This is a genomic window from Rhizobium sp. SVR5-2C, assembly GCF_056755115.1.
On the sequence record NZ_JBNDHT010000120.1, the window covers coordinates 1 to 22,102 of the forward strand.

Below are 22,102 nucleotides of genomic sequence, written 5' to 3' on the forward strand. Positions count from 1 at the left end.
GGTCCACCGCGTTCCGAATAGCCGTGCCCGGGACGATCAACGAAAAGCATTTCGGCGCGGCCTTCAAGCGGAACCAGGAAGGCGCCGATCTGGTCGAGCAGATTTCCGCATGCACCATGGATAAAGACCAGCGGCGGGAGATCGGCGGTGCCGGGGCGAGGAATATGGACGGCATTCATCTTGTAGCCGCCGATATCGGTGAGTTCGCCAATATTCGGAAAGGTCTGTTCGAACTTTCGGGCTTTGTAAGTCGTGTAGCCGATGGCGGCGGCGACAGGAGCGAGGAGGGTTGAAATTTCGGCAAGCATCGCGTCAGCCGGCAAAAATTGCACTACCGTGGGTAAGATTGTGCAGCCCGGTCGAGCGTCAAGATCAGGTCGGGCTTCCGGCGAGTTTTTCGGCAAGCGTATTTGCCTGCTGCTGCGCTGCGCGATTTGCCGGATAGATCTCGAGGAAGCGCTCCCAGGCTTTTAGCGTGAGCTGATCGTTCTCCGAATTGCTGAGAATCGCGGCCATTCCGGAGAGTGCGCCAAAGTGGCGCGGCTCAAGCTCGAGCACATGCTCGATGTCGGACATCGACTTGCGGTAATGGCCCATGGCGAAATTCAGCGTTGCGCGGCGGTTCCAACTCTCGGCATAGGTCGGCTTCAGCGCAATTGCCTGATCGAGGAAATCGAAAGCCGCGGCATTGCGCTTATCCTCGATCGCCTTGTCGGCCCACTGCATCAGCAGGTTCACCGTGGCGCTGCCGGAATCGTTCCATTCCAGGCGGATTTCTTCCGCGATGCTGCTTGCCTTGTCCGGGTCACGCTCGCGCTTCAGCTGGGCGAAGAGGTTGTCCAGGCGTTGTTTGGGGGAGGCGCTGGCATCCGGCTGTTCGGCAATGACTTCCTTCTCTGCTGCGAAAGCGGGAAAGGAAGGTGCAACGAAAGCGAGAGCAAGCGGCAGGACCGCACAGGTCAAAGCAAAAAAGCGCATGGCGGACAATGTAGCCCGCCAGCGCCGAAGATCAAAGAAAATTTGACGTGATCACCTAAGCGACCTTACCGGAAAGCCTGTAGCGCACAATTGCGCTGGCCAATCCGGATCGTGCTAAATCAGCCCTGACGAGCCTTGTAGCGCGGGTTCAGCTTGTTGATGATGTAGATGCGGCCCTTGCGGCGAACCAGACGGTTGTCACGATGGCGAGCCTTGAGCGACTTGAGCGAATTCTTGATCTTCATTTTTCTGATCCGCGATCTCTGGGGGGAATTTCACATTCGCCCGTACTTTAGACAATCAAAAAGCGCGCTCGGAGCGCGCTCTTTAGGTTGGCCGTGCAGATAACCCGGCCTCATGCCTGTGTCAACTACATGAAGGCGTTTTCTCGGGCAAAACCTAGGCTTTCGCCGTTAGAACAGTCACGTGGCCCATCTTCCGGCCCGGGCGGGATTCGGTCTTGCCGTAGAGATGCACGAAAGCGTCGCGGCGTTTCAGCCAATCCGGAACGCTGAGAATATCGTCGCCGATCAGGTTCTGCATCACGCAATCGGAATGGCGGTCCGCGTTACCAAGCGGCAGGCCGCCGATGGCGCGAATATGCTGCTCGAACTGCGAGATGATGCAGGCGGCCTCGGTCCAGTGGCCCGAGTTGTGGACGCGGGGCGCCATCTCGTTGGCGATCAGGCTGCCGTCCGAAAGAACGAAGAATTCGATGCCGATGACGCCGACATAGCCGAGCGACGAGAGAATCGCTTCCGCTGCCCTGCGAGCCGCTTCGGCGGTTGCATCGGAGATCGACGCGGGAACGGTCGATGTGTGCAGAATGCCGTTGCGATGCACGTTCTCCGCCGGATCGAAGGCGACGGCGGTGCCGTCCGTTGCGCGGGCGGCGATGATCGAAATCTCGCGCTCGAAGGGGATAAAGCTTTCCAGAATGAGTGGCACGCTGCCGAGAGCGGCATAGGCGCCGTTCGCGCTGTCGGCAGAGGAGCGGAATACCTTCTGGCCCTTGCCGTCATAGCCGAGGCGGCGCGTCTTGAGCACGCCCTGGCCGCCGAAATCCTCAAGGGCCGCTTCAAGCTCGCTTTGACTATCGACGGCGTGGAACCGCGCGGTCGGAATGCCGCAGTCGTTGATGAAGCGTTTTTCGACGAGCCGGTCCTGCGCTGCTTCGAGCGCCTTCGGTGGGGGATAGACGGGGATGTTCTTCGCCAGAGCCTCGGCTGCCGAGACCGGCACATTCTCGAACTCGTAGGTGACGACGTCGCAGGTCTTCGCCAGCTCGGCCAATGCCGCGGGATCGTCATAGGCGGCGACGATCTGGTGATTCGCGACGTGGGCGGCCGGGCAATCGGTCTGCGGTTCGAGAATGATCGTGCGGAAGTTTAACCGCGCAGCGGCCATCGCAAGCATGCGGCCAAGTTGGCCGCCCCCGATAATCCCGATCGTTCTTGCCGTCATAGGTTGTCCATCGGATATTCGGCGATCGAGGCGCTCTGCCGCTCGCGGTAATCATCGAGCCGCTCGGCAATATCCTCATCCGAAAGTGCCAGCACGGCGGCAGCAAGCAGCGCGGCGTTGATGGCGCCGGCCTTGCCGATTGCGAGCGTGCCAACCGGAATGCCGCCCGGCATCTGGACGATGGAAAGAAGACTGTCCTGGCCGGACATCGTTTTCGATTGCACGGGAACGCCGAAGACCGGAAGCGGCGTCAATGCGGCGGTCATGCCCGGAAGATGGGCGGCACCGCCTGCGCCGGCAATGATAATCTTGAAGCCCTCGTCACGCGCGTTCTTGGCGAAGTCTACCATGCGATCCGGCGTTCGATGCGCCGAAATAATGCGCGCTTCGTACGGGATTTCCAGCGCCTCCAGCGTGTCGGCGGCGTTCTTCATGGTCTCCCAGTCGGACTGGCTGCCCATGATGATGGCGACGGGCGGTCTGTCTGTCAGCGTCAACGGCCTTATCCCTTCAGGCGATGATATCCGGAATGATCTGGTCTTCGAGCTTGGTCAACTTGTCTTTGATGACCAGTTTTTTCTTTTTCATACGCTGGATGCGCAGCGCGTCGCACCCCATGGCAATCATGGCATTGATCGCGGTGTCGTAATCTTCGTGCTCCTGACGCAGGCGCGCCGCCATGAGCCTGATTTCCGCCTGTTCCTGATCGGCCATTTGCATTCCCCAATCCCGTCTTCGGCCGTTGTCCGGCTCGCCGATAATTTCCGCAAGCTCCTATCACCAAATAGCGATAACGGCTAGTTAGTGTTGATCATGAATTTGCCGCCGACTGACCACGTTTTCGCCTTCGACAATAATTCAAAAATATGTCACAGTCCGGCCGTTGAGGCCTTGAGCTCCAGCGATGGATGGCTGGGGAAGGCGAGAGGAAGGAAGGGTCAAATGACTGTTGAAGCTCATCTTGAATCACTCCAGAAAAAGCATGTAGCTCTGGAGGAAGAGTTACATTCGCTAATGGCATCACCCTCCAGAAAAGATGCGGAAATTGCGGAATGCAAGCGCAGAAAATTGCGCATCAAGGACGAAATCCAACGTCTGAAATCTTCCGTTCATTAAGTAGTGCAGTTCGCCGGGCGATCATCTTGCACTGTCAAAACGGATAAAACCAACCCCTCGATAAGTTTAGCAAGAACCGGCGGTTCTTCCACAAACAATGCGTCAGTCCATCCAGTGCGGCGTTGGGCTGGCGCATTTTCATTGGGAGATCGTTGCTGGAGCCTCGAAAGGCTCTACGCCCAAAATTGATCAAGCCACAGATTCAGCTTGTCGAAGCCGCGGTTGTTGACCGCGTAAATTCTTCTTGTGCCTTCGGAGGTCACCGACACGAGATTGCTGTCGAGAAGAGCCTTCAAGTGCTGGGATACTGCCGGCCTGCTGATCGGAAGGCTTTCGGCGAGTTCATTGACCGTTCTTGGTGCACGCCTGAGCTGCTCCAGCAGGAACCGCCGGTTCGGGTCTGATATCGCGGCGAAAGGATCGGCGTTCGACATGGGCGAAAAGCTACGTCAAAGCCACCTTTCCGGCAAGAAAATTGTGCGCTGCAACGATCCGGACGGCCTAGAGAGCCAAGCCTTCCCAGATGATCAGAAGTGCAGCGATGAACGCCATGCCATACATGAATGGGTAGAAGATCGTCGGCTTCATGCGGCGCACGCACCATGCGCCTGCCATGGTGGCGAGCGGAGCGAACGGCAGCAGGATCGCCGACGTCAGGAGGTTTTCGGTATCGAGCTGGCCCAGCGCGAAATAGGGTACGAGCTTTACGGCATTCAAGATAGCGAAGAAGCGAACGCTGGTACCGGTGAATTCGCGTGGTGGCAGTTTCAGGGGCAGGGCGTAGATTTGAAATGGAGCACCGCCTGCATGGGCGACGAAACTGCCATAGCCGGAAAGGATACCCCAAAAGCTTGCAAGCAAAGGCCGCTGACCGTGAGGCGGGATGATCTTTCCTGCCCCGGGACCAAAGTTGTTCCAGAAGTAGCGGGCGCAGAAGAGCACAGTAACTGTGCCGATGACCACGCGCAGCACATTGCCGGGCACCAGGGCGGATGTTGCCCAGCCAAGCGCGATGCCGAAGAGGGCGCCCGGCAGCATGATCTTCATCGTCGTCCAGTCGCCGTGCTTGCGCCAGATAACGAGTGAGATCATGTCCATGGCGACCAGGATGGGCAGCAGGATGGCGGCTGCTTCGACTGGAGAGACGACCAGCGCCAGGATGGGAACGCCGATCAGTGCCAGCGCATCACCCATTCCGCCCTTGGCGAGGCCCACAAGCAGCACAGCAGGTATCGCGGCATAAAAGAATGACAGCTCCGGCAGCATGCTTTTCAAGTCCTCCCCTTGCCAGCCCCGTCTAACGGAATTACTCACACAAAACGAGTGTGGATTTGCCGCCTGCGGGCGAAATCTGCTGAGAACGGAAAGAGTTCATGACCGAACCGGAAAACCGCTGCCGCCTTGTCCTGATCGTTCCGGACATCGCGGATGCCGACGAGCAGGCAAAGATCCTCGCTGATGCCCTGAAGGGCGGCGATGTCGCCTCGGTAATCGTGCCGCAATACGGGCTTGACGCCGGTACGTTTCAAAAGCACGCCGAGAAACTGGTACCCGTCATCCAAAATGCCGGCGCTGCTGCGTTGATTGCCGGCGACAGCCGTGTCGTCGGTCGCTCGAAAGCCGATGGCTTGCATCTGACGGGTTCAGCCGCCGAAATTGCCGAGGCGATCGAGAAATCCGGCGGCAAGCTGATCGTCGGTGGCGGCAACGCGACCGACCGCCACACGGCTTTGGAGGTCGGCGAGGAACGACCGGACTATATCTTCTTCGGCAAACTTGACGGCGACATCAAACCGGAAGCCCATCCGAAGAATGTCGCGCTCGGCGAATGGTGGGCCTCGATGATCGAAATTCCGTGCGTCGTCATGGGCGGCACTGATCCGGCCTCGGCACTGGTTGTCGCCGAGTCGGGTGCGGAGTTCGTAGCGCTGCGTATGGCGGTGTTCGCAGAGCCGGGGCAGGCTCCGTCCATCGTTGCTCACGTCAACGCGCTTCTTGACGAAAAAGCGCCACGGTTTGAGGATTGATACGCGGCCATGCCGAACGTCACCGTCCGCTTGCGCCGTTTCCTCCTGTCCGCTGCCGTAATGGCGGTTGCCTTGCCGCATGGCGCGTGGGCGCAAACGGTCGACAACATCGTGACACGCCCAGTCGGTTCAGAAGCCGAGCCGCTGAAGACGAACCGGCCTCCCGAAGGAACGCAGCCTTCGAGTGGCCTCGGCGTGTTGGACCGCATGGGCGCAAAGCTTCCCGACCTGCCGCCTGAAAAGCAATACAAAGGCCCGGCCGACGCGGCTTATGGTGCCTATCAGCGGGGCTATTATCTGACGGCAATGCAATTGGCCCTGCCTCGTGCGCAGCTTGGCGATCCCGCAGCGCAGACGCTGATTGCCGAACTGCAGTTTAACGGGCTTGGCGTGCGCCGCGATCTTAAGAGTGCGGCGTTCTGGTACGGCAAGGCGGCCGAGGGCGGGGATGCGGCGGCGATGTTCAAATACTCGCTGATCCTGATGGCAGGCGAACTCGTGCCACGCGACAAGAATAAGGCCGATGACTACATGCGCCGCGCCGCCGACAGCGGCAATGCTTCGGCGCAATTCAACTGGGGCCAACTCTTGACGGTCGACCATCCGGGGCCGGACGGACTTAAACTCGCGCTTCCCTATTACGAGAAATCCGCAGAGCAGGGCATAGCCGATGCCCAGTACGCCGTGGCGCAGATCTACTCCGCGCTTCCCGATCTGCCGGCGGACAAAAAGAAGCTGGCGCGCGAATGGCTGGCCCGCGCGGCGCGTGCCGGTTTTGATACGGCGCAGCTCGATCTCGGCATCTGGCTCGTAAACGGCACGAATGGACCACGCGACTTCGTGAACGGATTCCTGTGGCTGAAGCTCGCCGCCAATCGCGGCAACGTCGCGGCGCAGAACAAGCTCGCGCATCTCTACGTCAATGCGCTCGGAACTGCGCCGGACCCGGTCGAGGCGGCGAAATGGTACGTGCTGTCCCGCCGGGCCGGGTTGCCGGATCCCGAGCTCGAGGACTTCTTCCTCGGCATCGAGGACACCCAGCAAAAGCAGGCGATCGACCGGGCGAACAAGTTCCGGCGCTTGCCTTAGCTTTTAGAACAGCGCATCGGCGAAGAGATCCTCATCATCCGCTGGCTTGGCGGCTTCGGGCGCGGCGGCAGTCGGTGCCGTCTCTTCCGTTGCGGGAATGATGCCACGGTGAACGTTGCGTTCCTGAACCATCGTGTAGAGTTTGAAGATCTTGCGATCGAGGGGTTCAACGAGCTCCGCGAGGTCGGAAATATCTGCGACCTCCGCACCAGCCGTCTCCTCGAGCACACTTGCGCAACGGGCCAGCACCTCGCCCAGATCATGCTGGAAATCGAGTTTGCCGATCATCAGGTTGATCTTGTTTGCCACTTCGCGGCCATGTTCGGCGAGGACCTTCAGTTCCTCTTCCATGAGATTGGCGGCGGACCGGATGGTACCGACGGCCGATGTCAGGCTTTCGCCAAGGCCACCCGAGCTTGCGTCTGACGCTGGCGCGATCTTGCCGGCAGCCGCTTCAAGCGCTGGCAGGCCGTTGACGATCGCGTCCGCCGAGTCGTCGAGCTTGCCGGCAAAGATGCGCAGCTCGGCGGTGACGACGTTGATCGATTTGCCTGCCTCACCGAGGCGGCTGCAGCGCAAGTTCGTGTTCAGCGCCATGTAGTTGATATCGGTCTTGACAGCGCGGATATTGCCGATCGCTTCGAGCAATTTCGCAGCCGTTCCGAGTGTCGAATGGCTGACCTGATCCGCCTGGCGGCTTGCGGTATCGACCTGCATGACGATCTCATGTGCGGCTGAAACACTCGATTCCAGCGCCCGCATGACGTTGCCGCCGGCATCGCCGCTCTGCCCGCTCATCTGATCGCGGAGCTTCAGGATCTCCTGCGTATCATGGCCGAAGCTCGCAATCGTCTTGATGACGCTGCCGGATTCCCGATGGAAGTCCCGGCACATGTCGTCCATCTGGGCCGCCGTCAAATGGCTGATGACGTTTTCGAGCCGCTTACGCTGATCCGGATTGAGTGCCTTGCCCTCGCCGTTTTCGAGGAACTCTTCGAGAAGAGTGAATGTGCTCTGCACATGCTCAATGCGCTGCCGGGTGATATCGCCGATCTGCAGCGCGGAAAGCGTCGAAGCGACCTTGCTCTGCACGCCGCGCGCAATGGCTCCAACATCGCGGGCTATCACGCCGAGATTCTGGCGATGTGCCGCGATCCTCTGCGCATCGTCATGCAGCGCCTTGGCGACCGCCGGCACCGTCTCGGCATACCCCTTGGAGACGGCGGCACCAAATGCAAGCGCTGTTTTTACCTCCTTTTCGAGGATGTCCAGGTGGGCCGCGAAACGATTGACCTCGTCGGTTCCGGAGTAGATGCGCTCGAGAATTTCCTGCGCAAAGCCGTCGAATTCGGCAAGGCCGGCACCGGTGATCTTCACGGTGACGGCGAAGGTGCGCAGATAGCGCATCGTCTCCTGCATATCGGCTACGTGTTTACGCAGGCCGGTGCCCGTTTCGGCAAGCGAGGCGAGCGCTTGCTGGCGGGCATCTTCTGCCGCCGGCAGAGCGGTGAGATTGGAGACCGTCGCGTTCAGGTCGGCGCCTGCATCACTCGACTCATTGCTGTCGAGCGACTTCGTAATCGCGTCGAGCGAATTCAGCAGACGGTTCAAGACATCCATCACCGAAAGCAGCACGGCGCCGCCTTCCAGGAACCGTTCCTCGACCTGACTGCGGGCGGTCTCGAGCGTCTCTCCAACGCTCGAAGCCGAAGTCAATAACGCCGCCCGTGCCGTCCCCCTCGCGTGTGTCACGTCTGTCCCTTTACTTAGAATAGAGGCAAGTTCTGTTCTATTTCTACGGGCAGGATGGAAACGACCGGTAAACACGCAGGACTCGCGGACGTTGTGATTAACGGGAGGTTAAGAAAACAAACGTTCTTGTCAGGCGAACTTCGTGGCGGTCAACTAATGGATTGAAAAAGCTCAGTTTCGTCAAAGCTGAACGAGTCTCATTATAACTTATCCCCGATGAAAATTCAGGGAGTCGGGACTCGCCTGAATTGCGCTTTCATACAACCCCTGTTTACCCGCGGTTAAGCCTGTCGTGAGAGTCCTTATAGGGTCGTAAAGTATTTCTCCCGATCAGGAGGCTTAATTGGAGCCGCAAGAAGAATTTTATAAATATATTTCTGTATCAAATACATTAAATATAAGAAATATAGCAGAAATAAACGCAAGTATTGTTGCTGCGTTAAGTAACAATAGCTCCATCGTCATTAAGATCGAGGAAGGGCTCGATGCGGATCTGAGCTTCGTCCAGCTCGTCGAATCTGCTCGCCGTGAAGCCAAAGCACAAAACAAGAAAGTTTCGCTGGCGGCTCCGGCTGCGGGCTCGGTCCTGAAGGTTCTCGAGCGCGCCGGTCTCATCGAAGCGTTCGATCGCGAAGACGCAAAGTTCTGGTTGCATAAAGAGGTTACAGCATGAGCGCCAACATTCTGACAGTCGACGATTCCGCCAGCATCCGCCTGACGACCAAGGTCACGCTCACCAATGCCGGCTACACCGTAACGGAAGCGGTCAACGGGGCTGAAGGGCTTGCGGCGGCAAAAGGCGGTCAATTCGACCTCATCGTGACCGATCTCAACATGCCGATCATGGACGGCCTGACGATGATCGAGGAACTGCGCAAGCTTCCGGCGCATACCGGTGTTCCGATCATCTTTCTCACCACCGAGTCCGATGCCGATCTGAAAGCGCGCGCGAAAGCAGCGGGCGCCACCGGTTGGCTGACGAAGCCCTTTGATCCCGACAACCTCGTGAAGATCGTCAAGAAGGTTTTAGGACGATGAGCGCGCTCGATCCGGTTGCAGTCTTCCGCATGGAAGCGGCCGAGTGCCTCGAAGCAATCGAGGCAGGTCTTCTTGATCTCACTCATCAGCTTGACGACAAGAATCTTGTCGATGCCGTCTTCCGCGGGCTTCATACGCTCAAGGGCTCCGGCGCGATGTTCGGTTTCGAGGCGCTTGCCGCTTTTACCCACCATTGCGAAACTGCGTTCGATCGCGTCCGCAAGGGCGAAGTGCCGGCAACGGCCGAACTGGTCGCCGCCGTCCTCGCCGCGCAGGACCACATGCGTGCGCTGGTGGACCAGCCGGATGCCGATCACGGCGATACCGGACAGAAGCTCCTTGTGCAGTTGCAGGCAGCGGTCGGCAGTCACGCGGGCGCAAAGGCGACCGTAGTCGCGCCGGCGGCTGCCAAAGCCGTACCGCCCGCAGCAAAGAAGAAGAACAACTGGCGCATCCGCTTTAGCCTTCCATCGAATGCCATGGCCAATGGCACCAATCCGCTCGGCCTGCTGGACGAACTGCGTGATCTCGGTGAATGCACCGTGCGCGCTAATACGGCTGCGATCCCTCCGCTGTCCGAGCTTTCTCCGACCGAGCTCTACATCTCGTGGGAAGTCATGCTGAGCACCGAACACGATCGCTCGGCAATCGATGATGTTTTCATTTTCGTCATGGACGACATGGAGCTCGAAGTCGTTGATGTCGCTGCGCCCGCCGAGGTCGTGTCCGAAGTCGAGACGCCTGCCGCCACGGTAGTTGCCGCCGCCGAACCGGTCCCGCCGCCCGCGCCTGTGCCCGCCTTCAAACCGGTCGAGGCCGTCCCTGCAAAGCGGGAGGCGGCTGCTCTGGCCGATGGCCGCCAGGCCAAGGCGCAGGAGAACGTCCGCGTTCCAGCCGAGCGGCTGGACGAACTTATGGACCGCGTCGGCGAGCTTGTCATTGCCCAGTCGCGCCTCAGCCAGCTCGCAAGCTCCAGCGCCGACATAGCCCTTCGCTCCGTCTCCGAAGAGATCGAGCGCCTTTCCGGCGAATTGCGTGACACGATGATGGTGTTGCGCATGGTTCCCGTCGCAACTCTCTTCTCGCGCTTCCGCCGCCTCGTTCACGATCTCGCCCGCGAAACCGGCAAGGTCATCGAGCTGGTGACGGAAGGAGAAAGCACCGAAGTCGACAAGACCGTCATCGAGCGGCTCGCCGATCCTCTGGTCCATCTCGTCCGCAACTCGATCGACCATGGTCTGGAAACACCTGGCGACCGCCTTGCCGCCGGTAAACCAGAGGCAGGCACCGTGACGCTCTCGGCCCGCCAGTCAGGCGGCGAGGTTATCATCTCCATCAAGGACGACGGCCGCGGCATCAACCGCGACCGGGTGCGTGCCAAGGCGGAATCGTCTGGTCTCATCGCCCCCGGGCAGCAGCTTTCGGATTCCGAACTGCTGCAGCTCATCTTTGCTCCGGGCTTCTCGACGGCGGCGACGATCACCAATCTCTCCGGCCGTGGCGTCGGCATGGATGTCGTCAAGAAGACCGTCGAGGCGCTTCGCGGCACGATCGATATTGTCAGCGTTCCGGGCGAGGGCTCCGAAGTGTCGCTCCGCATTCCGCTGACGCTCGCCATCATCGATGGTCTGCTCGTCCGCGTCGGTTCGGGCCGCTATGTGATCCCGCTCTCGGCGGTCGAGGAATGCCTCGAACTGTCGCTGGAGGAGGATCTGCGCTCGCGCGGCCGCAGCTTCATCTCGCTGCGCGACAGCCTCGTGCCGTTCCTTCGCCTGCGCGATCTCTTCCGCACCGGCACCAAACCGGACGTGCACCAGAAGGTCGTCGTCATCTCGACAGGTACGGAACGCGTCGGCCTAGTCGTCGACCAGATCATCGGCGATCACCAGACGGTCATCAAGTCGATGTCGAAGCTGCATCACGACGTGGCGACCTTCTCCGGCGCCACCATTCTCGGCGACGGCAGCGTTGCCCTCATTCTCGACGTCGGACATCTCGTGGCCGCCGGTCAACAACAGGAGGCGCAATTGCGGGTAGCAGGATGAGCGCAGCAGCAGAGAAGATCAGCCATCATTGGAACTATGCCGAAGAAGTCGAAGTTCTGACCTTCGACATGAACGGCGAGACTTTCGCGCTCGAAGCCGTCATCGTCCAGGAAATCCTGGATCTGCTTCCGGAAACCGCGGTGCCCGGTGCCCAGCCATTCGTCGCAAGCGTCATCAATTTCCGCGGCAAGGTCATTCCGCTTGCCGATCTTCGTCTCGCCTTCGGCATGGAGGCAACCGAAGCGACGATTGATAGCCGCATCATCGTCATCCAGATCGATCTGCAGGGTGAGCAGACGCTTGTCGGTCTGAGGACCGACAAGGTGAATGAAGTCACCACGCTTGCAAAGTCCGCGAGCGAAGCGCCGCCAAGCGTCGGCATGCGCTGGCGCGCAGACTACATCAATTGCCTGGTCAAGCGGGGCGGCGAATTCATCATCCTCCCCAATCTTCAGGCGATTTTCTCTTCGAAGCACGAAGCCGCCGGCGCGGGAAACTAATCCCGGACAGGCAAAGAGGTGTTTAAAATTATGCGATTGACGATCAAGACAAAGTTAGTGGCGGCGTTTTCGCTCATTATCGTGATGATGATGGGTACGGCCGCATATGGCATTATCAGCCTTTCCGGGCTCAATACCGCAATCAGTAACGTGCTTTCCGGCCCGGCCCTGCGCCTCGAACTGGCGCAGCAGATCAACATCGGCGAGCTGCAGGCCATCCGCCAGCAGAAGAACCTATTGATGGCAGCCGATCAGGCAGCAATGGAAGCTGCGATCACCAATGGTGACGCCGGCCGCGCCGATTTCGAAAAGGCGCTCTCGCAAGCCGAGGCGATCTCCACCGAGGACGGCAAGCCGCTCTGGGCCAATATCCGCCAGCTGTCGGTGGCCTTCTACCAGTCCGACGACGAGATCCGCCAGCTGATGCGCGCCGGCGACCGGGCAGGCGCAAACAACATCTCCTCGACGGTTGCCCGCAAGGCGGCGACCGATATCGACAACGCCGTCGAGGCCATCACGAAACTCGAGAAGTCCCAGCTCGACGTCGCCGACGACGATGCCGAAGCGGAGTACCAGCAGACACGCCTTTTCATGATCAGCGTCGTCGGCGCCGCCTTCCTCATGGCAGCTGTAACGGCCTTCTGGATTGCAAGCACGATCAGCAAGGGGCTCTCCCGCGCCAACACGGTCGTCCGCGAGGTTTCCGAAGGCGACCTGACCAAGATGGCCGAGATCACCAACCGCGACGAAATCGGTGAACTTCTCGGAAACGTCAACATCATGATCGAACGCCTCCGCGGCGTCGTTGGTGATGCCTTGTCGGCAGCCGACAACGTCTCCTCGGGTAGCCAGGAACTGTCAGCAAGCTCCGAGCAGGTCTCGCAAGGGGCGACCGAACAGGCAGCTTCTGCCGAGGAAGCATCGGCTTCGATGGAGCAGATGGCAGCGAACATCAAGCAGAACGCCGATAATGCCGCCCAGACGGAAAAGATCGCCCGTCAGTCGGCCAAGGACGCGGAAGCTTCCGGCGACGCCGTCAACCGTGCGGTCGATGCCATGCGCACGATCGCCGAGAAGATCGGCATTGTCCAGGAAATCGCCCGCCAGACCGACCTGCTCGCTCTGAACGCTGCCGTCGAAGCTGCCCGTGCAGGCGAACACGGCAAGGGCTTTGCGGTCGTCGCGTCGGAAGTGCGCAAGCTTGCCGAGCGCAGCCAGTCGGCTGCCGCCGAGATCAGCTCAATGTCGAGCGACACCGTCAAGGCAGCCCGCGACGCCGGCGAAATGCTCGGCCGTCTGGTTCCGGATATCCGCAAGACCGCGGAACTGGTTTCGGAAATCAGCGCTGCCTGCCGCGAACAAGACATCGGCGCCTCGCAGATCAACGAGGCCATCCAGCAGCTCGATAAGGTGACCCAGCAGAATGCCGGCGCCTCCGAAGAGATGTCGGCAACCTCCGAAGAACTGGCAGCACAGGCTGAAGAACTCCAGGCTTCGATCGCCTTCTTCAAGGTCGATACGGCCGGGTCTAAGAAGGTCGCCGCTCACAAGGCTCCAGCGAAGACTCCTGCAAAAGTCATCAATGCTCCCATTCGCAAGGCATCGCAGGATGTCTCGCACGTCGGCCGTAGCCAGTCCGTCTCCGCCCAGCAGGCACGCGCCAAGGGCTTTGCCTTGGACATGTCGATGGGTGGGCCGGACGCCGGTGACGACGACTTCCGCGAAAGCGCCTGATCAATGAAATGCCGCGGCTGGTTTTGCCAGTCGCGGCATTGATGATGCCCAACGGATGTTGACGTTGGAGGCGTGGCTGGCTCTGCCACTCGCTCACGCAAGAGTAGATGCAAGGCTCTTCATTCCACAATGCGAACCGCTCGCGCACTCAGAAAACCGGTTGGGATGACACCGGTCTTTCTAAAATACCCAAGGGGCTACTCATGCGTCTAACGATCAAATTAAAGCTGGCTTTGGTCTTCGCCGCGGTCATTTTGCTTAGCGGATTGATGGCGGGTCTTGCGATCTACAATCTTTCGTCGCTGAATTCCGAGATCACAAAGATGATCGCGGAGCCGATCAACGATTTGAAAAACGTCTCCGCGCTCAGCGACATGCTCAATAACAGCGTCCGGGCCGAAAAGAATGCGGTCCTAAATAATAATCCTGCCGAGATCGCCGAGTTCGTTCAGGCAATGCTCGACCATCAGAACGGAATCGAAGATCTGACCGTAAAGCTCGAAGCTTCCGCTGATCCGGATGTGCGGACACAGGCCGGTCAATTCAGGGCAGTCTACGAACAATACGTGCCTATCCAGAAACGAATTGCCGACCTGGCAACGCAGAACACCGCCGAGTCGAATTCCGAGGCCTCCGGATTGACGATGAAGCAAGGCCGCGAGCTCATGGACAAAGCTCTCAAGGTCATGGAGGACATGCGGGACACGATTTCCGGCGACGTCAACGAAACCGATCAGGCGACCGACGCTCAGTATGCCAACTCGCGACTCCATCTCGTTGCCATTACCGTCTTGCTTATCGTGTTCTCGGTCGGTTGCGCCACCTGGATTTCGCTCAATATCTCCCGTGGCCTGAGGCGTGCCGTCAATCTGGCCGACGCCGTCAGCATCGGCGATCTGGATCAGAGTATCGAGCACAAGAGCAACGATGAAATCCGCGATCTGGTCGCCTCCATGACGAAGATGACGGATAACCTGCGCAATACCGCAGAGATCGCGAACCAGATCGCCAACGGCGACCTGACGGCGTCTCCGAAGCCGCTTTCGGACAAAGACGTTCTTGGCATCGCTCTTGAACAAATGGTCGAGCGCCTGCGCGGCGTCGTCGCCGATGCGATTTCGGCCGCAGAGAACGTTTCTGCCGGTAGCCAGGAACTGTCGGCAAGCTCCGAGCAGGTCTCCCAGGGTGCGAGCGAGCAGGCAGCCTCAGCCGAAGAGGCCTCCGCTTCGATGGAGCAGATGGCCGCGAACATCAAGCAGAATGCCGACAACGCGGCGCAGACCGAAAAGATTGCCCGCCAGTCCGCCAAGGACGCCGAGACGAGCGGCGACGCGGTCAAGCGTGCAGTCGATGCCATGCGTACGATCGCCGAGAAGATCGGCATCGTTCAGGAAATCGCCCGCCAGACCGACCTGCTCGCTCTGAACGCGGCGGTCGAAGCTGCCCGTGCTGGCGAACATGGCAAGGGCTTTGCGGTCGTCGCGTCGGAAGTGCGCAAGCTTGCCGAGCGCAGCCAGTCGGCGGCAGCCGAGATCAGCTCGATGTCGGGCGATACCGTCAAGGCGGCCCAGGAAGCTGGCGACATGCTTGGCCGCTTGGTGCCGGATATCCGCAAGACCGCTGAACTGGTTTCCGAAATCAGTGCCGCTTGCCGCGAACAGGATATCGGCGCCTCGCAGATCAACGAGGCCATCCAGCAGCTCGACAAGGTGACCCAGCAGAACGCCGGTGCCTCCGTCGAGATGTCGGCAACCTCCGAGGAACTGGCAGCACAGGCCGAAGAACTGCAAGCCTCGATCGCCTTCTTCAAGGTTGATACGGCAGGACCAAAGAAGGCCGGTATTCACAGGGCGTCGGCTAAAACCTCTGGCAAGCTCGTGGAGACTCCGGCTCGCAAGATCGCGCAAGACCACGCTGGCCGTGGCCAGTCCGTTTCTGCGCAGCAGGCACGCGCCAAGGGCTTCGCACTGGATATGTCGATGGGTGGCCCGGACGTGGGTGATGAAGACTTCCGCGAAAGCGCCTGAGCGCTCCGTTGGAACTGAGATTGCCGCGGACTCCTGGTCCGCGGCCTGAAATGCCCAACGTGTGTATGCGTTGGTATCGCAATCGGCGGGTTTCCCCGTACTGTGAAATGGTTGCCAGGATCTCAGGCGATCCCTCCCAGCCATGGTGCGGTGCATTGGAGCCCTCTACCGGCAGGTAGGTCAACGTCCGCAGTCCGGCGCGCTGCGGTTGGAGAGCCGATCGCGAGATTGTGGCGAGCTGGCAGACGGCGGACCTCAAGCGAGCGACGATGATCTCATGAGGGGTAGATGTTCTTCGAGCCGATGCGCCGGAAACCAGCGGGGCGGTGCTCCCACCGCCAGCTGAAATAAAGGATTCTCCAAATGCGCTTTACGATCAAAGCCAAAATGACAATGGCCTTCGGGCTGCTGATTGCTGTGACCATTGCCTGTGCTGCGTTCGGTATGCGGGGCGCGAGCATGGTCGCATCGATGCAGAACGATCTCCTCACCGGCCCGGTACGCCAGGACGGCTACGCTTCCAATCTCGCCCGAGCATTCGACTCGTTAAATCTGGCCGAGAGCGATCTTCTGCTGGCCACGACTGCGGAGCGGACGCAGCAGGCGGTCGAGGGCATCAAGCAACAGCGCAAAGCGTTCGAAGACGCGCTTGCGCTCGGGAAGGACAGCGCGGCTGACGAGCTCAAGCCAAAGTGGCAGGCCATCGCCGATTTTTGGAGCGATTACGCTCGCCTGAACGACAAAATTAGGGAGCTTGCGCTTGCCGGTCAGCGCGACCAAGCCGTTGAAGTCGACCAGACCGAAGGCGGAGCTGCTGCCGAAAAGCTTGACGGGCTGACGGAATCGCTCGCGGGCCTGACGCGCAAAGCGATCAGCGCAGGCGATGAGGCGGCTGACGCGGCATTCGGCAGCACATTCAACATGTTGATTGTCATTGCAGCCGTTGGCGTGGCCCTGTCTATCGCGACGGCGCTGTGGATTGGCATCGATATCATGCGCGGCCTGTCGAAAATTCGTGCCGCCGCCAACGCCGTTGCCATTGGCGATTTGGAGCAGACGATCGAAGTTCGTACGAATGATGAGATCAAGGATCTCGTCGATACGATGAACGGCATGACTGCCAATCTCCGCCGCACTGCGGATGTGGCAAACAGCATCGCGGCAGGCGATCTCTCGATCGACCCGAAGCCGCTTTCGGAGAAGGACGTGCTCGGCTTCGCCATGCAAAGCATGGTGACGAACCTGCGTACGACAGCCAACATCGCCGACCAGATCTCGAACGGCGACCTGACGGTCTCTCCGACGCCGCTCTCCGACAAGGATGTGCTTGGCATCGCTCTCGAGCAGATGGTCGAACGCCTGCGCGGCGTCGTCGCCGATGCGATTGCGGCCGCCGAGAATGTGTCGTCTGGCAGCCAGCAACTGTCGGCAAGCTCCGAGCAGGTCTCTCAAGGGGCGACCGAACAGGCAGCCTCGGCTGAAGAGGCTTCCGCTTCGATGGAGCAGATGGCCGCCAACATCAAGCAGAACGCCGACAATGCGGCACAGACCGAAAAAATCGCTCGCCAGTCCTCCAAGGACGCCGAGGCAAGCGGCGAAGCCGTCGCCCGTGCGGTCGATGCGATGCGTACGATCGCCGAGAAGATCGGCATCGTTCAGGAAATCGCCCGCCAGACCGACCTGCTCGCTCTGAACGCCGCTGTCGAGGCAGCCCGTGCCGGCGAACATGGCAAGGGCTTTGCGGTCGTCGCGTCGGAAGTGCGCAAGCTTGCCGAACGCAGCCAGTCGGCGGCGGCGGAAATCTCGTCCATGTCGAGTGATACGGTGAAGGCTGCTGCCGATGCCGGCGACATGCTCGGCCGTCTGGTGCCGGATATCCGCAAGACCGCCGAACTGGTCTCCGAAATCAGCGCGGCGTGCCGCGAGCAGGATATCGGCGCTACGCAGATCAACGAAGCGATCCAGCAACTCGACAAGGTGACCCAGCAGAATGCCGGTGCCTCCGAAGAGATGTCGGCAACTTCCGAAGAGCTCGCCACGCAGGCCGAAGAACTGCAGGCCTCGATCGCCTTCTTCAAGATCGAGACCTCGGGCAATCGCGGGAGCCGCACGCCAGCTGCCAAAATGACTGTCCGCAGCCCGGCCACTGCAGCCCCTCGCAAGCCTGCTGGTAAGGCTCCGGCAGCCAACAGCGTCTCCGCCCAGCAGGCGCGGGTGAAGGGTTTTGCTCTCGATCTATCCATGGGCGGTCCCGATGACGGCGACGCCGATTTCAAGGAAAGCGCATAAAGATGGCTACAACGTCCCTGGAAGCTCAGTTCGTGACCTTCAGCCTCGGCGAGGAAACTTTCGCCGTGCCGGTGGAGGTTGTGCGGGAAATTCTCGACTATGCGGAAGCCTTCAAGATTCCGAACGGTCCTGATTACCTGCTCGGCCTTCGCGATGTGCGCGGCCAGGGCGTTCCGACGATTGACCTTAGGCTAAAGCTCGGCCTGTCGAAGACAGTGCCTACCTCGCATACGCGGGTGCTCGTGCTCGACATTCCGATGGAAAACCGCACGCTGACGCTCGGTCTTGTCGCCGATCGTGTCTTCGAGGTCACGCCTTTCCGGCGTGACCAGATCGAGCAGGCGCCGGACATCGGTGTTCGCTGGCGGTCCGATTACATTGCGGGCGTCGTGCGCCGCGAAAACGGCTTCGTCGTCATCGTCGATCTCGCGCGGCTCCTGTCGCGCGAGGACGCTTCCGTATTGCAATCGGCGGCCTAGCGCCGCCACCTCGGAGTAGTTCATGAGTATGGCAGCGGTGCAAGCCGGCGACCGGATCAGCAAGCGCAATTTCGATATGCTTGCCCGGTTCATTTACGACTACAGCGGTATCAAGATGCCGCCGACAAAGCTGACGATGCTGGAGGGCCGGTTGCGCCGGCGGCTTCGCGCGACGAACCATTCGACGTTCGACGACTATTGCGATTTCCTCTTCGATGATGGCGGACTGGAACAGGAGGCGATCTATCTGATCGACGTCGTCACGACGAACAAGACGGACTTCTTCCGCGAAGCGAGGCATTTCGACTTTATGCAGGCGGTGGCGTTGCCGGCGCTGGTAAACAGCGGCATTCGCACCATCCGCACCTGGAGCTCCGCCTGCTCGACAGGCGCTGAACCCTATACGATGGCAATGGTGCTTGCCGAATTCACCGAAGCGCGCCACGACCTGAAGTACAGTATTCTCGCGACCGATCTCAGCACGGATGTGTTGCAGACGGCCCGCAGGGGCATATATCCGCAGGACCTCGTCCAGCCCGTTCCTCACGATCTGCAGCGGAAATACGTGATGACCGCCAAGCAGTCCGGGCGAGGCGAAGTACGGATTTCGCCGAAGCTGCGCAGCAAAGTCGGCTTTGCGCGCCTGAACCTGATGGATGAGAAATATCCCGTCGGCGATCTCATGCAGATCATCTTTTGCCGCAACGTTCTCATCTATTTCGACAAGCCGACGCAGCAGGGCGTCTTAAGCCGGTTGTGCGATTGCCTGGCAAAAGGCGGCTACATGTTCATCGGCCATTCGGAATCGATCACTGGTTTCGACTTGCCGTTGAAGCAGGTGTCCAATACCGTTTTCCAGAAGACCTGAAGCAGAGGCGAGATGGGAAAGAAAGTCCGCGTTCTAATCATCGACGACTCCGCTAGCGTGCGCCAGACGCTGACCCGTGTTTTGCAAGAGGACCCGGACATCGAAGTCATGGGTGTCGCGAGTGATCCTTTCATGGCTGCGCGAAAGCTGCAGGAGGATGTCCCGGACGTCATCACGCTCGATGTGGAAATGCCGCGCATGGACGGCATCACCTTCTTGCGCAAGCTGATGTCCCAGCATCCCATCCCGGTTGTCATGTGTTCGTCATTGACTGAGGCTGGTTCCGAGACGCTGATCCAAGCGTTGGAGGCTGGTGCCGTCGATATCATCCTGAAGTCGAAGATCGGCGCGGCGGACAGTCTGGCCGATGACGCAATCCGCATCCGCGAGGTGGTAAAGAGTGCTTCGTATGCGCGGCTGCCTGCGACGCGCCGTGCCGCAGGGACGATCCGCTCGGCGTCGGCAGAAGGACCTGCAAAGAAACTGACGGCGGATGCAATGCTTCCACCGCCGACCGGCCGCGCGATGGCGAAGACGACGGAAATGGTGGTCTGCGTCGGCGCATCGACCGGCGGAACAGAGGCTCTTCGCGAATTCCTGGAAGCGCTGCCTGCCAATGCGCCGGGAATGGTCATTGTCCAGCACATGCCGGAAAAGTTCACGGCGGCGTTCGCCAAGCGTCTCAATGGTCTCTGCGAGGTGGAAGTCAAGGAAGCGGCGGATGGCGATCCGGTACTTCGCGGTCACGTGCTGATCGCTCCCGGCGACCGGCACATGCTTTTGGAACGGCGGGGCGCACGCTACCATGTTTCCGTCAAGACCGGTCCGCTGGTCTCGCGGCATCGCCCGTCGGTCGACGTGCTCTTCCGTTCCGCTGCGCGGGCTGCCGGTTCGAACGCGATGGGCATCATCATGACGGGTATGGGCGATGACGGTGCGCGTGGCATGCTCGAGATGCATGAGGCCGGCGCTTACACGGTCGCGCAGGATGAGGCGAGCTCGGTTGTCTTCGGCATGCCGAAGGAAGCAATCGCCAAAGGCGGCGTGGATCGCATTTTACCGCTCGACCAGATCGCTCGCGAAGTATTGCTAACCCAGCAGAAGTTCTGAGCTTCATCGCGCAGTTCGAGACCGGTGAGCCTCGACGGCAATTCCGGCCGGAAGGTCCGCCGATCTCGCCATGCCTGGTTCCCCTTGAAATTTGCCCGATTTTGTGGTCTTGAGGCCGCCAACCTTTTTATGAGCGCTGCCGTTTCCGGCGATCAGGGACTTTCCCCCTGACAGCGCATCCCGTCCAGTTCCAAGGAAAATGCCCCGATGGCCCGTTCTGCTCTTCTCAATGTCATGGTTCAGGCTGCCATCAAGGCAGGAAAGTCGCTGGGGCGTGATTTCGGGGAAGTGCAGAACCTGCAGGTGTCTGTGAAGGGCCCGGGCGATTTCGTGTCCAACGCCGACCGGAAGGCCGAAAAGATCGTCAAGGACGAACTGCTGAAGGCGCGGCCGACCTATGGCTTCCTTGGCGAGGAGAGCGAAGAGATCAAGGGCACTGACGGCGCCCATCGCTGGATCGTCGATCCGCTCGATGGCACGACCAATTTCCTGCACGGCATTCCGATGTTTGCCGTGTCGATCGCGCTCGAGCGCAACGGCGAAATCGTCGCCGGCGTCGTCTTCAATCCGGCGACTGACGAGCTCTACACGGCGGAGCGCGGCGGCGGGGCGTTTCTCAACGATCGTCGTCTGCGCGTCGGCGCCCGCCGCGTGCTTTCGGATTCCGTCATCGGCTGCGGCGTGCCGCATCTCGGCCGTGGCAATCACGGCAAGTTTCTTGTCGAGCTTCGTCATGTCATGGGCGAAGTGGCCGGCATTCGCCGCATGGGCTCGGCCGCGCTCGATCTTGCTTACGTTGCCGCCGGTCGCTTCGACGGTTTTTGGGAAACGGGGTTGTCTCCGTGGGATATCGCAGCCGGCATCCTGCTCATCCGCGAAGCGGGCGGCTATGCGACTGACTGGAACGGTGGGACGGATATTCTTGATACCGGCGCGCTCGTCGCCGGCAACGAGTATATTCACAAGGCTCTGATGGAAACCATCAAGCGCCCGATACCTACGAAATGACGTCGGCGAAAACTGGCTGTTGTAAAGACACGGTTTTCTCTTTGCGCATACTTCAATTCGGCACAATGTTGCTCTAGTCTCCGGCTGCAAGCAATCCGGAGGCTGCGCAACGATGGAAAATGTGAATGCGGCGGAGTTCGGCTCGACCGAAAAACCGAGCGGCAATTATGTCTACAAGCTCTCCAGTCCGATGCCGTTTCTCTGGACGATGCTGCTTTTTCTTGTCATCGTCGGTTTCATCGCCGCCATTCTTTTCCGGCAGGCGCAGTCAGCCTTCATGCACAATCCGGGCCTCAACGGCCTGATTCTCGGCGTCCTTGCTGTCGGGATCATCCTCGTCTTCAGCCACGTGCTGTCACTTCGTCCGGAAGTGCGGTGGTTCAATTCTTTCCGCGCAGCCGGTAGCGCAGACAAGGTCAACCGCAATCCGAGACTGCTTGCGCCGATGCGCGCGCTGATCGGCAATCGTAAGTCGACGGCGGCACTCTCGACCACTGCGCTACGCTCCATCCTGGACTCGATTGCCACGCGCCTCGATGAATCCCGCGATACGTCGCGTTATCTCATTGGCCTTCTGG

At 60.1% G+C, this 22,102-nt stretch carries 23 protein-coding genes and 1 pseudogene; 15 read left to right on the forward strand and 9 right to left on the reverse strand.

Annotated features, from left to right (window positions below):
• The 6 genes from ACPYOI_RS26675 to ACPYOI_RS26700 form a co-directional block, all read right to left on the reverse strand.
• Window positions 1-308 (reverse strand): alpha/beta fold hydrolase (locus ACPYOI_RS26675; RefSeq protein ID WP_481423597.1); only part of this gene is annotated, 308 nt, incomplete at its 3' end.
• Window positions 309-372: 64 nt separating this feature from the next.
• Window positions 373-987 (reverse strand): tetratricopeptide repeat protein, encoded by a 615-nt coding sequence (locus ACPYOI_RS26680; protein WP_168831512.1) that lies wholly within the window; start codon window positions 985-987, stop codon window positions 373-375.
• A gap of 110 nt (window positions 988-1,097) precedes the next feature.
• A complete protein-coding gene (gene ykgO, locus ACPYOI_RS26685; protein WP_003582204.1) occupies window positions 1,098-1,223 on the reverse strand; it encodes a type B 50S ribosomal protein L36 in 126 nt (41 codons plus the stop codon).
• Between the two features lie 154 nt (window positions 1,224-1,377).
• Window positions 1,378-2,442, reverse strand: coding sequence for a 5-(carboxyamino)imidazole ribonucleotide synthase (locus tag ACPYOI_RS26690; RefSeq protein WP_481416071.1), 1,065 nt, complete (start codon window positions 2,440-2,442; stop codon window positions 1,378-1,380).
• The gene (gene purE, locus ACPYOI_RS26695) at window positions 2,439-2,933 is read right to left on the reverse strand and encodes a 5-(carboxyamino)imidazole ribonucleotide mutase (protein ID WP_481416094.1); all 495 of its coding nucleotides are present in this window, start codon (window positions 2,931-2,933) and stop codon (window positions 2,439-2,441) included. Before purE ends, ACPYOI_RS26690 begins: the two co-directional genes overlap by 4 nt.
• A 19-nt stretch (window positions 2,934-2,952) precedes the next feature.
• Window positions 2,953-3,156 (reverse strand): YdcH family protein, encoded by a 204-nt coding sequence (locus tag ACPYOI_RS26700; protein ID WP_481416072.1) that lies wholly within the window; start codon window positions 3,154-3,156, stop codon window positions 2,953-2,955.
• A 228-nt stretch (window positions 3,157-3,384) separates the two neighbouring features.
• Between ACPYOI_RS26700 and ACPYOI_RS26705 the strand changes: the two genes are divergently transcribed.
• On the forward strand, window positions 3,385-3,558 hold the full coding sequence (locus tag ACPYOI_RS26705; RefSeq protein WP_481416073.1) for a YdcH family protein: 174 nt from the start codon (window positions 3,385-3,387) through the stop codon (window positions 3,556-3,558).
• A 173-nt stretch (window positions 3,559-3,731) separates the two neighbouring features.
• On the opposite strand, the gene ACPYOI_RS26710 is transcribed toward ACPYOI_RS26705, so the two are convergent.
• Both ACPYOI_RS26710 and ACPYOI_RS26715 read right to left on the reverse strand, forming a co-directional pair.
• Window positions 3,732-3,992, reverse strand: coding sequence for an ArsR/SmtB family transcription factor (locus tag ACPYOI_RS26710; protein ID WP_168831516.1), 261 nt, complete (start codon window positions 3,990-3,992; stop codon window positions 3,732-3,734).
• A 67-nt stretch (window positions 3,993-4,059) separates the two neighbouring features.
• The gene (locus tag ACPYOI_RS26715) at window positions 4,060-4,824 is read right to left on the reverse strand and encodes a sulfite exporter TauE/SafE family protein (RefSeq protein ID WP_481416095.1); all 765 of its coding nucleotides are present in this window, start codon (window positions 4,822-4,824) and stop codon (window positions 4,060-4,062) included.
• Between the two features lie 107 nt (window positions 4,825-4,931).
• Here ACPYOI_RS26715 and ACPYOI_RS26720 point away from each other — a divergent pair, with 107 nt between their 5' ends.
• Both ACPYOI_RS26720 and ACPYOI_RS26725 read left to right on the forward strand, forming a co-directional pair.
• Window positions 4,932-5,585, forward strand: a complete 654-nt coding sequence (locus tag ACPYOI_RS26720; protein ID WP_481416074.1) for a thiamine phosphate synthase — start codon at window positions 4,932-4,934, stop codon at window positions 5,583-5,585.
• Between the two features lie 9 nt (window positions 5,586-5,594).
• Window positions 5,595-6,674: a tetratricopeptide repeat protein gene (locus ACPYOI_RS26725; protein ID WP_481416075.1), complete on the forward strand. Its 1,080-nt coding sequence runs from the start codon at window positions 5,595-5,597 to the stop codon at window positions 6,672-6,674.
• Between the two features lie 3 nt (window positions 6,675-6,677).
• Here ACPYOI_RS26725 and ACPYOI_RS26730 read toward each other — a convergent pair whose 3' ends face one another.
• Window positions 6,678-8,390, reverse strand: a complete 1,713-nt coding sequence (locus tag ACPYOI_RS26730; protein WP_481416076.1) for a chemotaxis protein — start codon at window positions 8,388-8,390, stop codon at window positions 6,678-6,680.
• A 379-nt stretch (window positions 8,391-8,769) separates the two neighbouring features.
• Between ACPYOI_RS26730 and ACPYOI_RS26735 the strand changes: the two genes are divergently transcribed.
• The 12 genes and pseudogenes from ACPYOI_RS26735 to ACPYOI_RS26790 form a co-directional block, all read left to right on the forward strand.
• Complete coding sequence (locus tag ACPYOI_RS26735; protein ID WP_481416077.1) at window positions 8,770-9,099, forward strand: STAS domain-containing protein; 330 nt, start codon at window positions 8,770-8,772, stop codon at window positions 9,097-9,099.
• Entirely contained in the window at window positions 9,096-9,464 is a 369-nt protein-coding gene (locus tag ACPYOI_RS26740) for a response regulator (RefSeq protein WP_481416078.1), read from the forward strand. Before ACPYOI_RS26735 ends, ACPYOI_RS26740 begins: the two co-directional genes overlap by 4 nt.
• A complete protein-coding gene (locus ACPYOI_RS26745) occupies window positions 9,461-11,509 on the forward strand; it encodes a chemotaxis protein CheA (RefSeq protein WP_481416079.1) in 2,049 nt (682 codons plus the stop codon). Before ACPYOI_RS26740 ends, ACPYOI_RS26745 begins: the two co-directional genes overlap by 4 nt.
• Entirely contained in the window at window positions 11,506-12,009 is a 504-nt protein-coding gene (locus ACPYOI_RS26750) for a chemotaxis protein CheW (protein ID WP_481423598.1), read from the forward strand. The genes ACPYOI_RS26745 and ACPYOI_RS26750 overlap by 4 nt, the downstream gene beginning before the upstream one ends.
• Window positions 12,010-12,039: 30 nt before the next feature.
• Entirely contained in the window at window positions 12,040-13,743 is a 1,704-nt protein-coding gene (locus ACPYOI_RS26755) for a methyl-accepting chemotaxis protein (RefSeq protein ID WP_481416081.1), read from the forward strand.
• A 203-nt stretch (window positions 13,744-13,946) separates the two neighbouring features.
• Complete coding sequence (locus ACPYOI_RS26760; RefSeq protein WP_481416082.1) at window positions 13,947-15,770, forward strand: methyl-accepting chemotaxis protein; 1,824 nt, start codon at window positions 13,947-13,949, stop codon at window positions 15,768-15,770.
• 363 nt (window positions 15,771-16,133) lie between these two features.
• Window positions 16,134-18,059: a HAMP domain-containing methyl-accepting chemotaxis protein gene (locus tag ACPYOI_RS26765; RefSeq protein WP_481423599.1), complete on the forward strand. Its 1,926-nt coding sequence runs from the start codon at window positions 16,134-16,136 to the stop codon at window positions 18,057-18,059.
• Between the two features lie 2 nt (window positions 18,060-18,061).
• Window positions 18,062-18,538, forward strand: coding sequence for a chemotaxis protein CheW (locus tag ACPYOI_RS26770; protein WP_168831527.1), 477 nt, complete (start codon window positions 18,062-18,064; stop codon window positions 18,536-18,538).
• Between the two features lie 22 nt (window positions 18,539-18,560).
• A complete protein-coding gene (locus tag ACPYOI_RS26775; RefSeq protein WP_481416084.1) occupies window positions 18,561-19,406 on the forward strand; it encodes a CheR family methyltransferase in 846 nt (281 codons plus the stop codon).
• 12 nt (window positions 19,407-19,418) lie between these two features.
• Window positions 19,419-20,516 carry a protein-glutamate methylesterase/protein-glutamine glutaminase gene (locus tag ACPYOI_RS26780; RefSeq protein ID WP_481416085.1) on the forward strand — a complete coding sequence of 366 codons (1,098 nt, stop codon included), beginning with the start codon at window positions 19,419-19,421 and terminating at the stop codon, window positions 20,514-20,516.
• 207 nt (window positions 20,517-20,723) lie between these two features.
• Entirely contained in the window at window positions 20,724-21,524 is an 801-nt protein-coding gene (locus ACPYOI_RS26785) for an inositol monophosphatase family protein (RefSeq protein ID WP_481416086.1), read from the forward strand.
• 112 nt (window positions 21,525-21,636) lie between these two features.
• Window positions 21,637-22,102: pseudogene (locus ACPYOI_RS26790) on the forward strand (flagellar motor protein MotA); the annotation flags it as partial.

Coding starts and splice junctions, on each gene's coding strand:
- ykgO (WP_003582204.1), bottom strand. CDS start 1,223: ATGAAGATCAAGAATTCGCTCAAGTCGCTCAAGGCTCGCCATCGTGAC.
- ACPYOI_RS26690 (WP_481416071.1), bottom strand. CDS start 2,442: ATGACGGCAAGAACGATCGGGATTATCGGGGGCGGCCAACTTGGCCGC.
- ACPYOI_RS26700 (WP_481416072.1), bottom strand. CDS start 3,156: ATGGCCGATCAGGAACAGGCGGAAATCAGGCTCATGGCGGCGCGCCTG.
- ACPYOI_RS26705 (WP_481416073.1), top strand. CDS start 3,385: ATGACTGTTGAAGCTCATCTTGAATCACTCCAGAAAAAGCATGTAGCT.
- ACPYOI_RS26710 (WP_168831516.1), bottom strand. CDS start 3,992: ATGTCGAACGCCGATCCTTTCGCCGCGATATCAGACCCGAACCGGCGG.
- ACPYOI_RS26715 (WP_481416095.1), bottom strand. CDS start 4,824: ATGCTGCCGGAGCTGTCATTCTTTTATGCCGCGATACCTGCTGTGCTG.
- ACPYOI_RS26720 (WP_481416074.1), top strand. CDS start 4,932: ATGACCGAACCGGAAAACCGCTGCCGCCTTGTCCTGATCGTTCCGGAC.
- ACPYOI_RS26725 (WP_481416075.1), top strand. CDS start 5,595: ATGCCGAACGTCACCGTCCGCTTGCGCCGTTTCCTCCTGTCCGCTGCC.
- ACPYOI_RS26740 (WP_481416078.1), top strand. CDS start 9,096: ATGAGCGCCAACATTCTGACAGTCGACGATTCCGCCAGCATCCGCCTG.
- ACPYOI_RS26745 (WP_481416079.1), top strand. CDS start 9,461: ATGAGCGCGCTCGATCCGGTTGCAGTCTTCCGCATGGAAGCGGCCGAG.
- ACPYOI_RS26750 (WP_481423598.1), top strand. CDS start 11,506: ATGAGCGCAGCAGCAGAGAAGATCAGCCATCATTGGAACTATGCCGAA.
- ACPYOI_RS26755 (WP_481416081.1), top strand. CDS start 12,040: ATGCGATTGACGATCAAGACAAAGTTAGTGGCGGCGTTTTCGCTCATT.
- ACPYOI_RS26760 (WP_481416082.1), top strand. CDS start 13,947: ATGCGTCTAACGATCAAATTAAAGCTGGCTTTGGTCTTCGCCGCGGTC.
- ACPYOI_RS26765 (WP_481423599.1), top strand. CDS start 16,134: ATGCGCTTTACGATCAAAGCCAAAATGACAATGGCCTTCGGGCTGCTG.
- ACPYOI_RS26770 (WP_168831527.1), top strand. CDS start 18,062: ATGGCTACAACGTCCCTGGAAGCTCAGTTCGTGACCTTCAGCCTCGGC.
- ACPYOI_RS26775 (WP_481416084.1), top strand. CDS start 18,561: ATGAGTATGGCAGCGGTGCAAGCCGGCGACCGGATCAGCAAGCGCAAT.
- ACPYOI_RS26780 (WP_481416085.1), top strand. CDS start 19,419: ATGGGAAAGAAAGTCCGCGTTCTAATCATCGACGACTCCGCTAGCGTG.
- ACPYOI_RS26785 (WP_481416086.1), top strand. CDS start 20,724: ATGGCCCGTTCTGCTCTTCTCAATGTCATGGTTCAGGCTGCCATCAAG.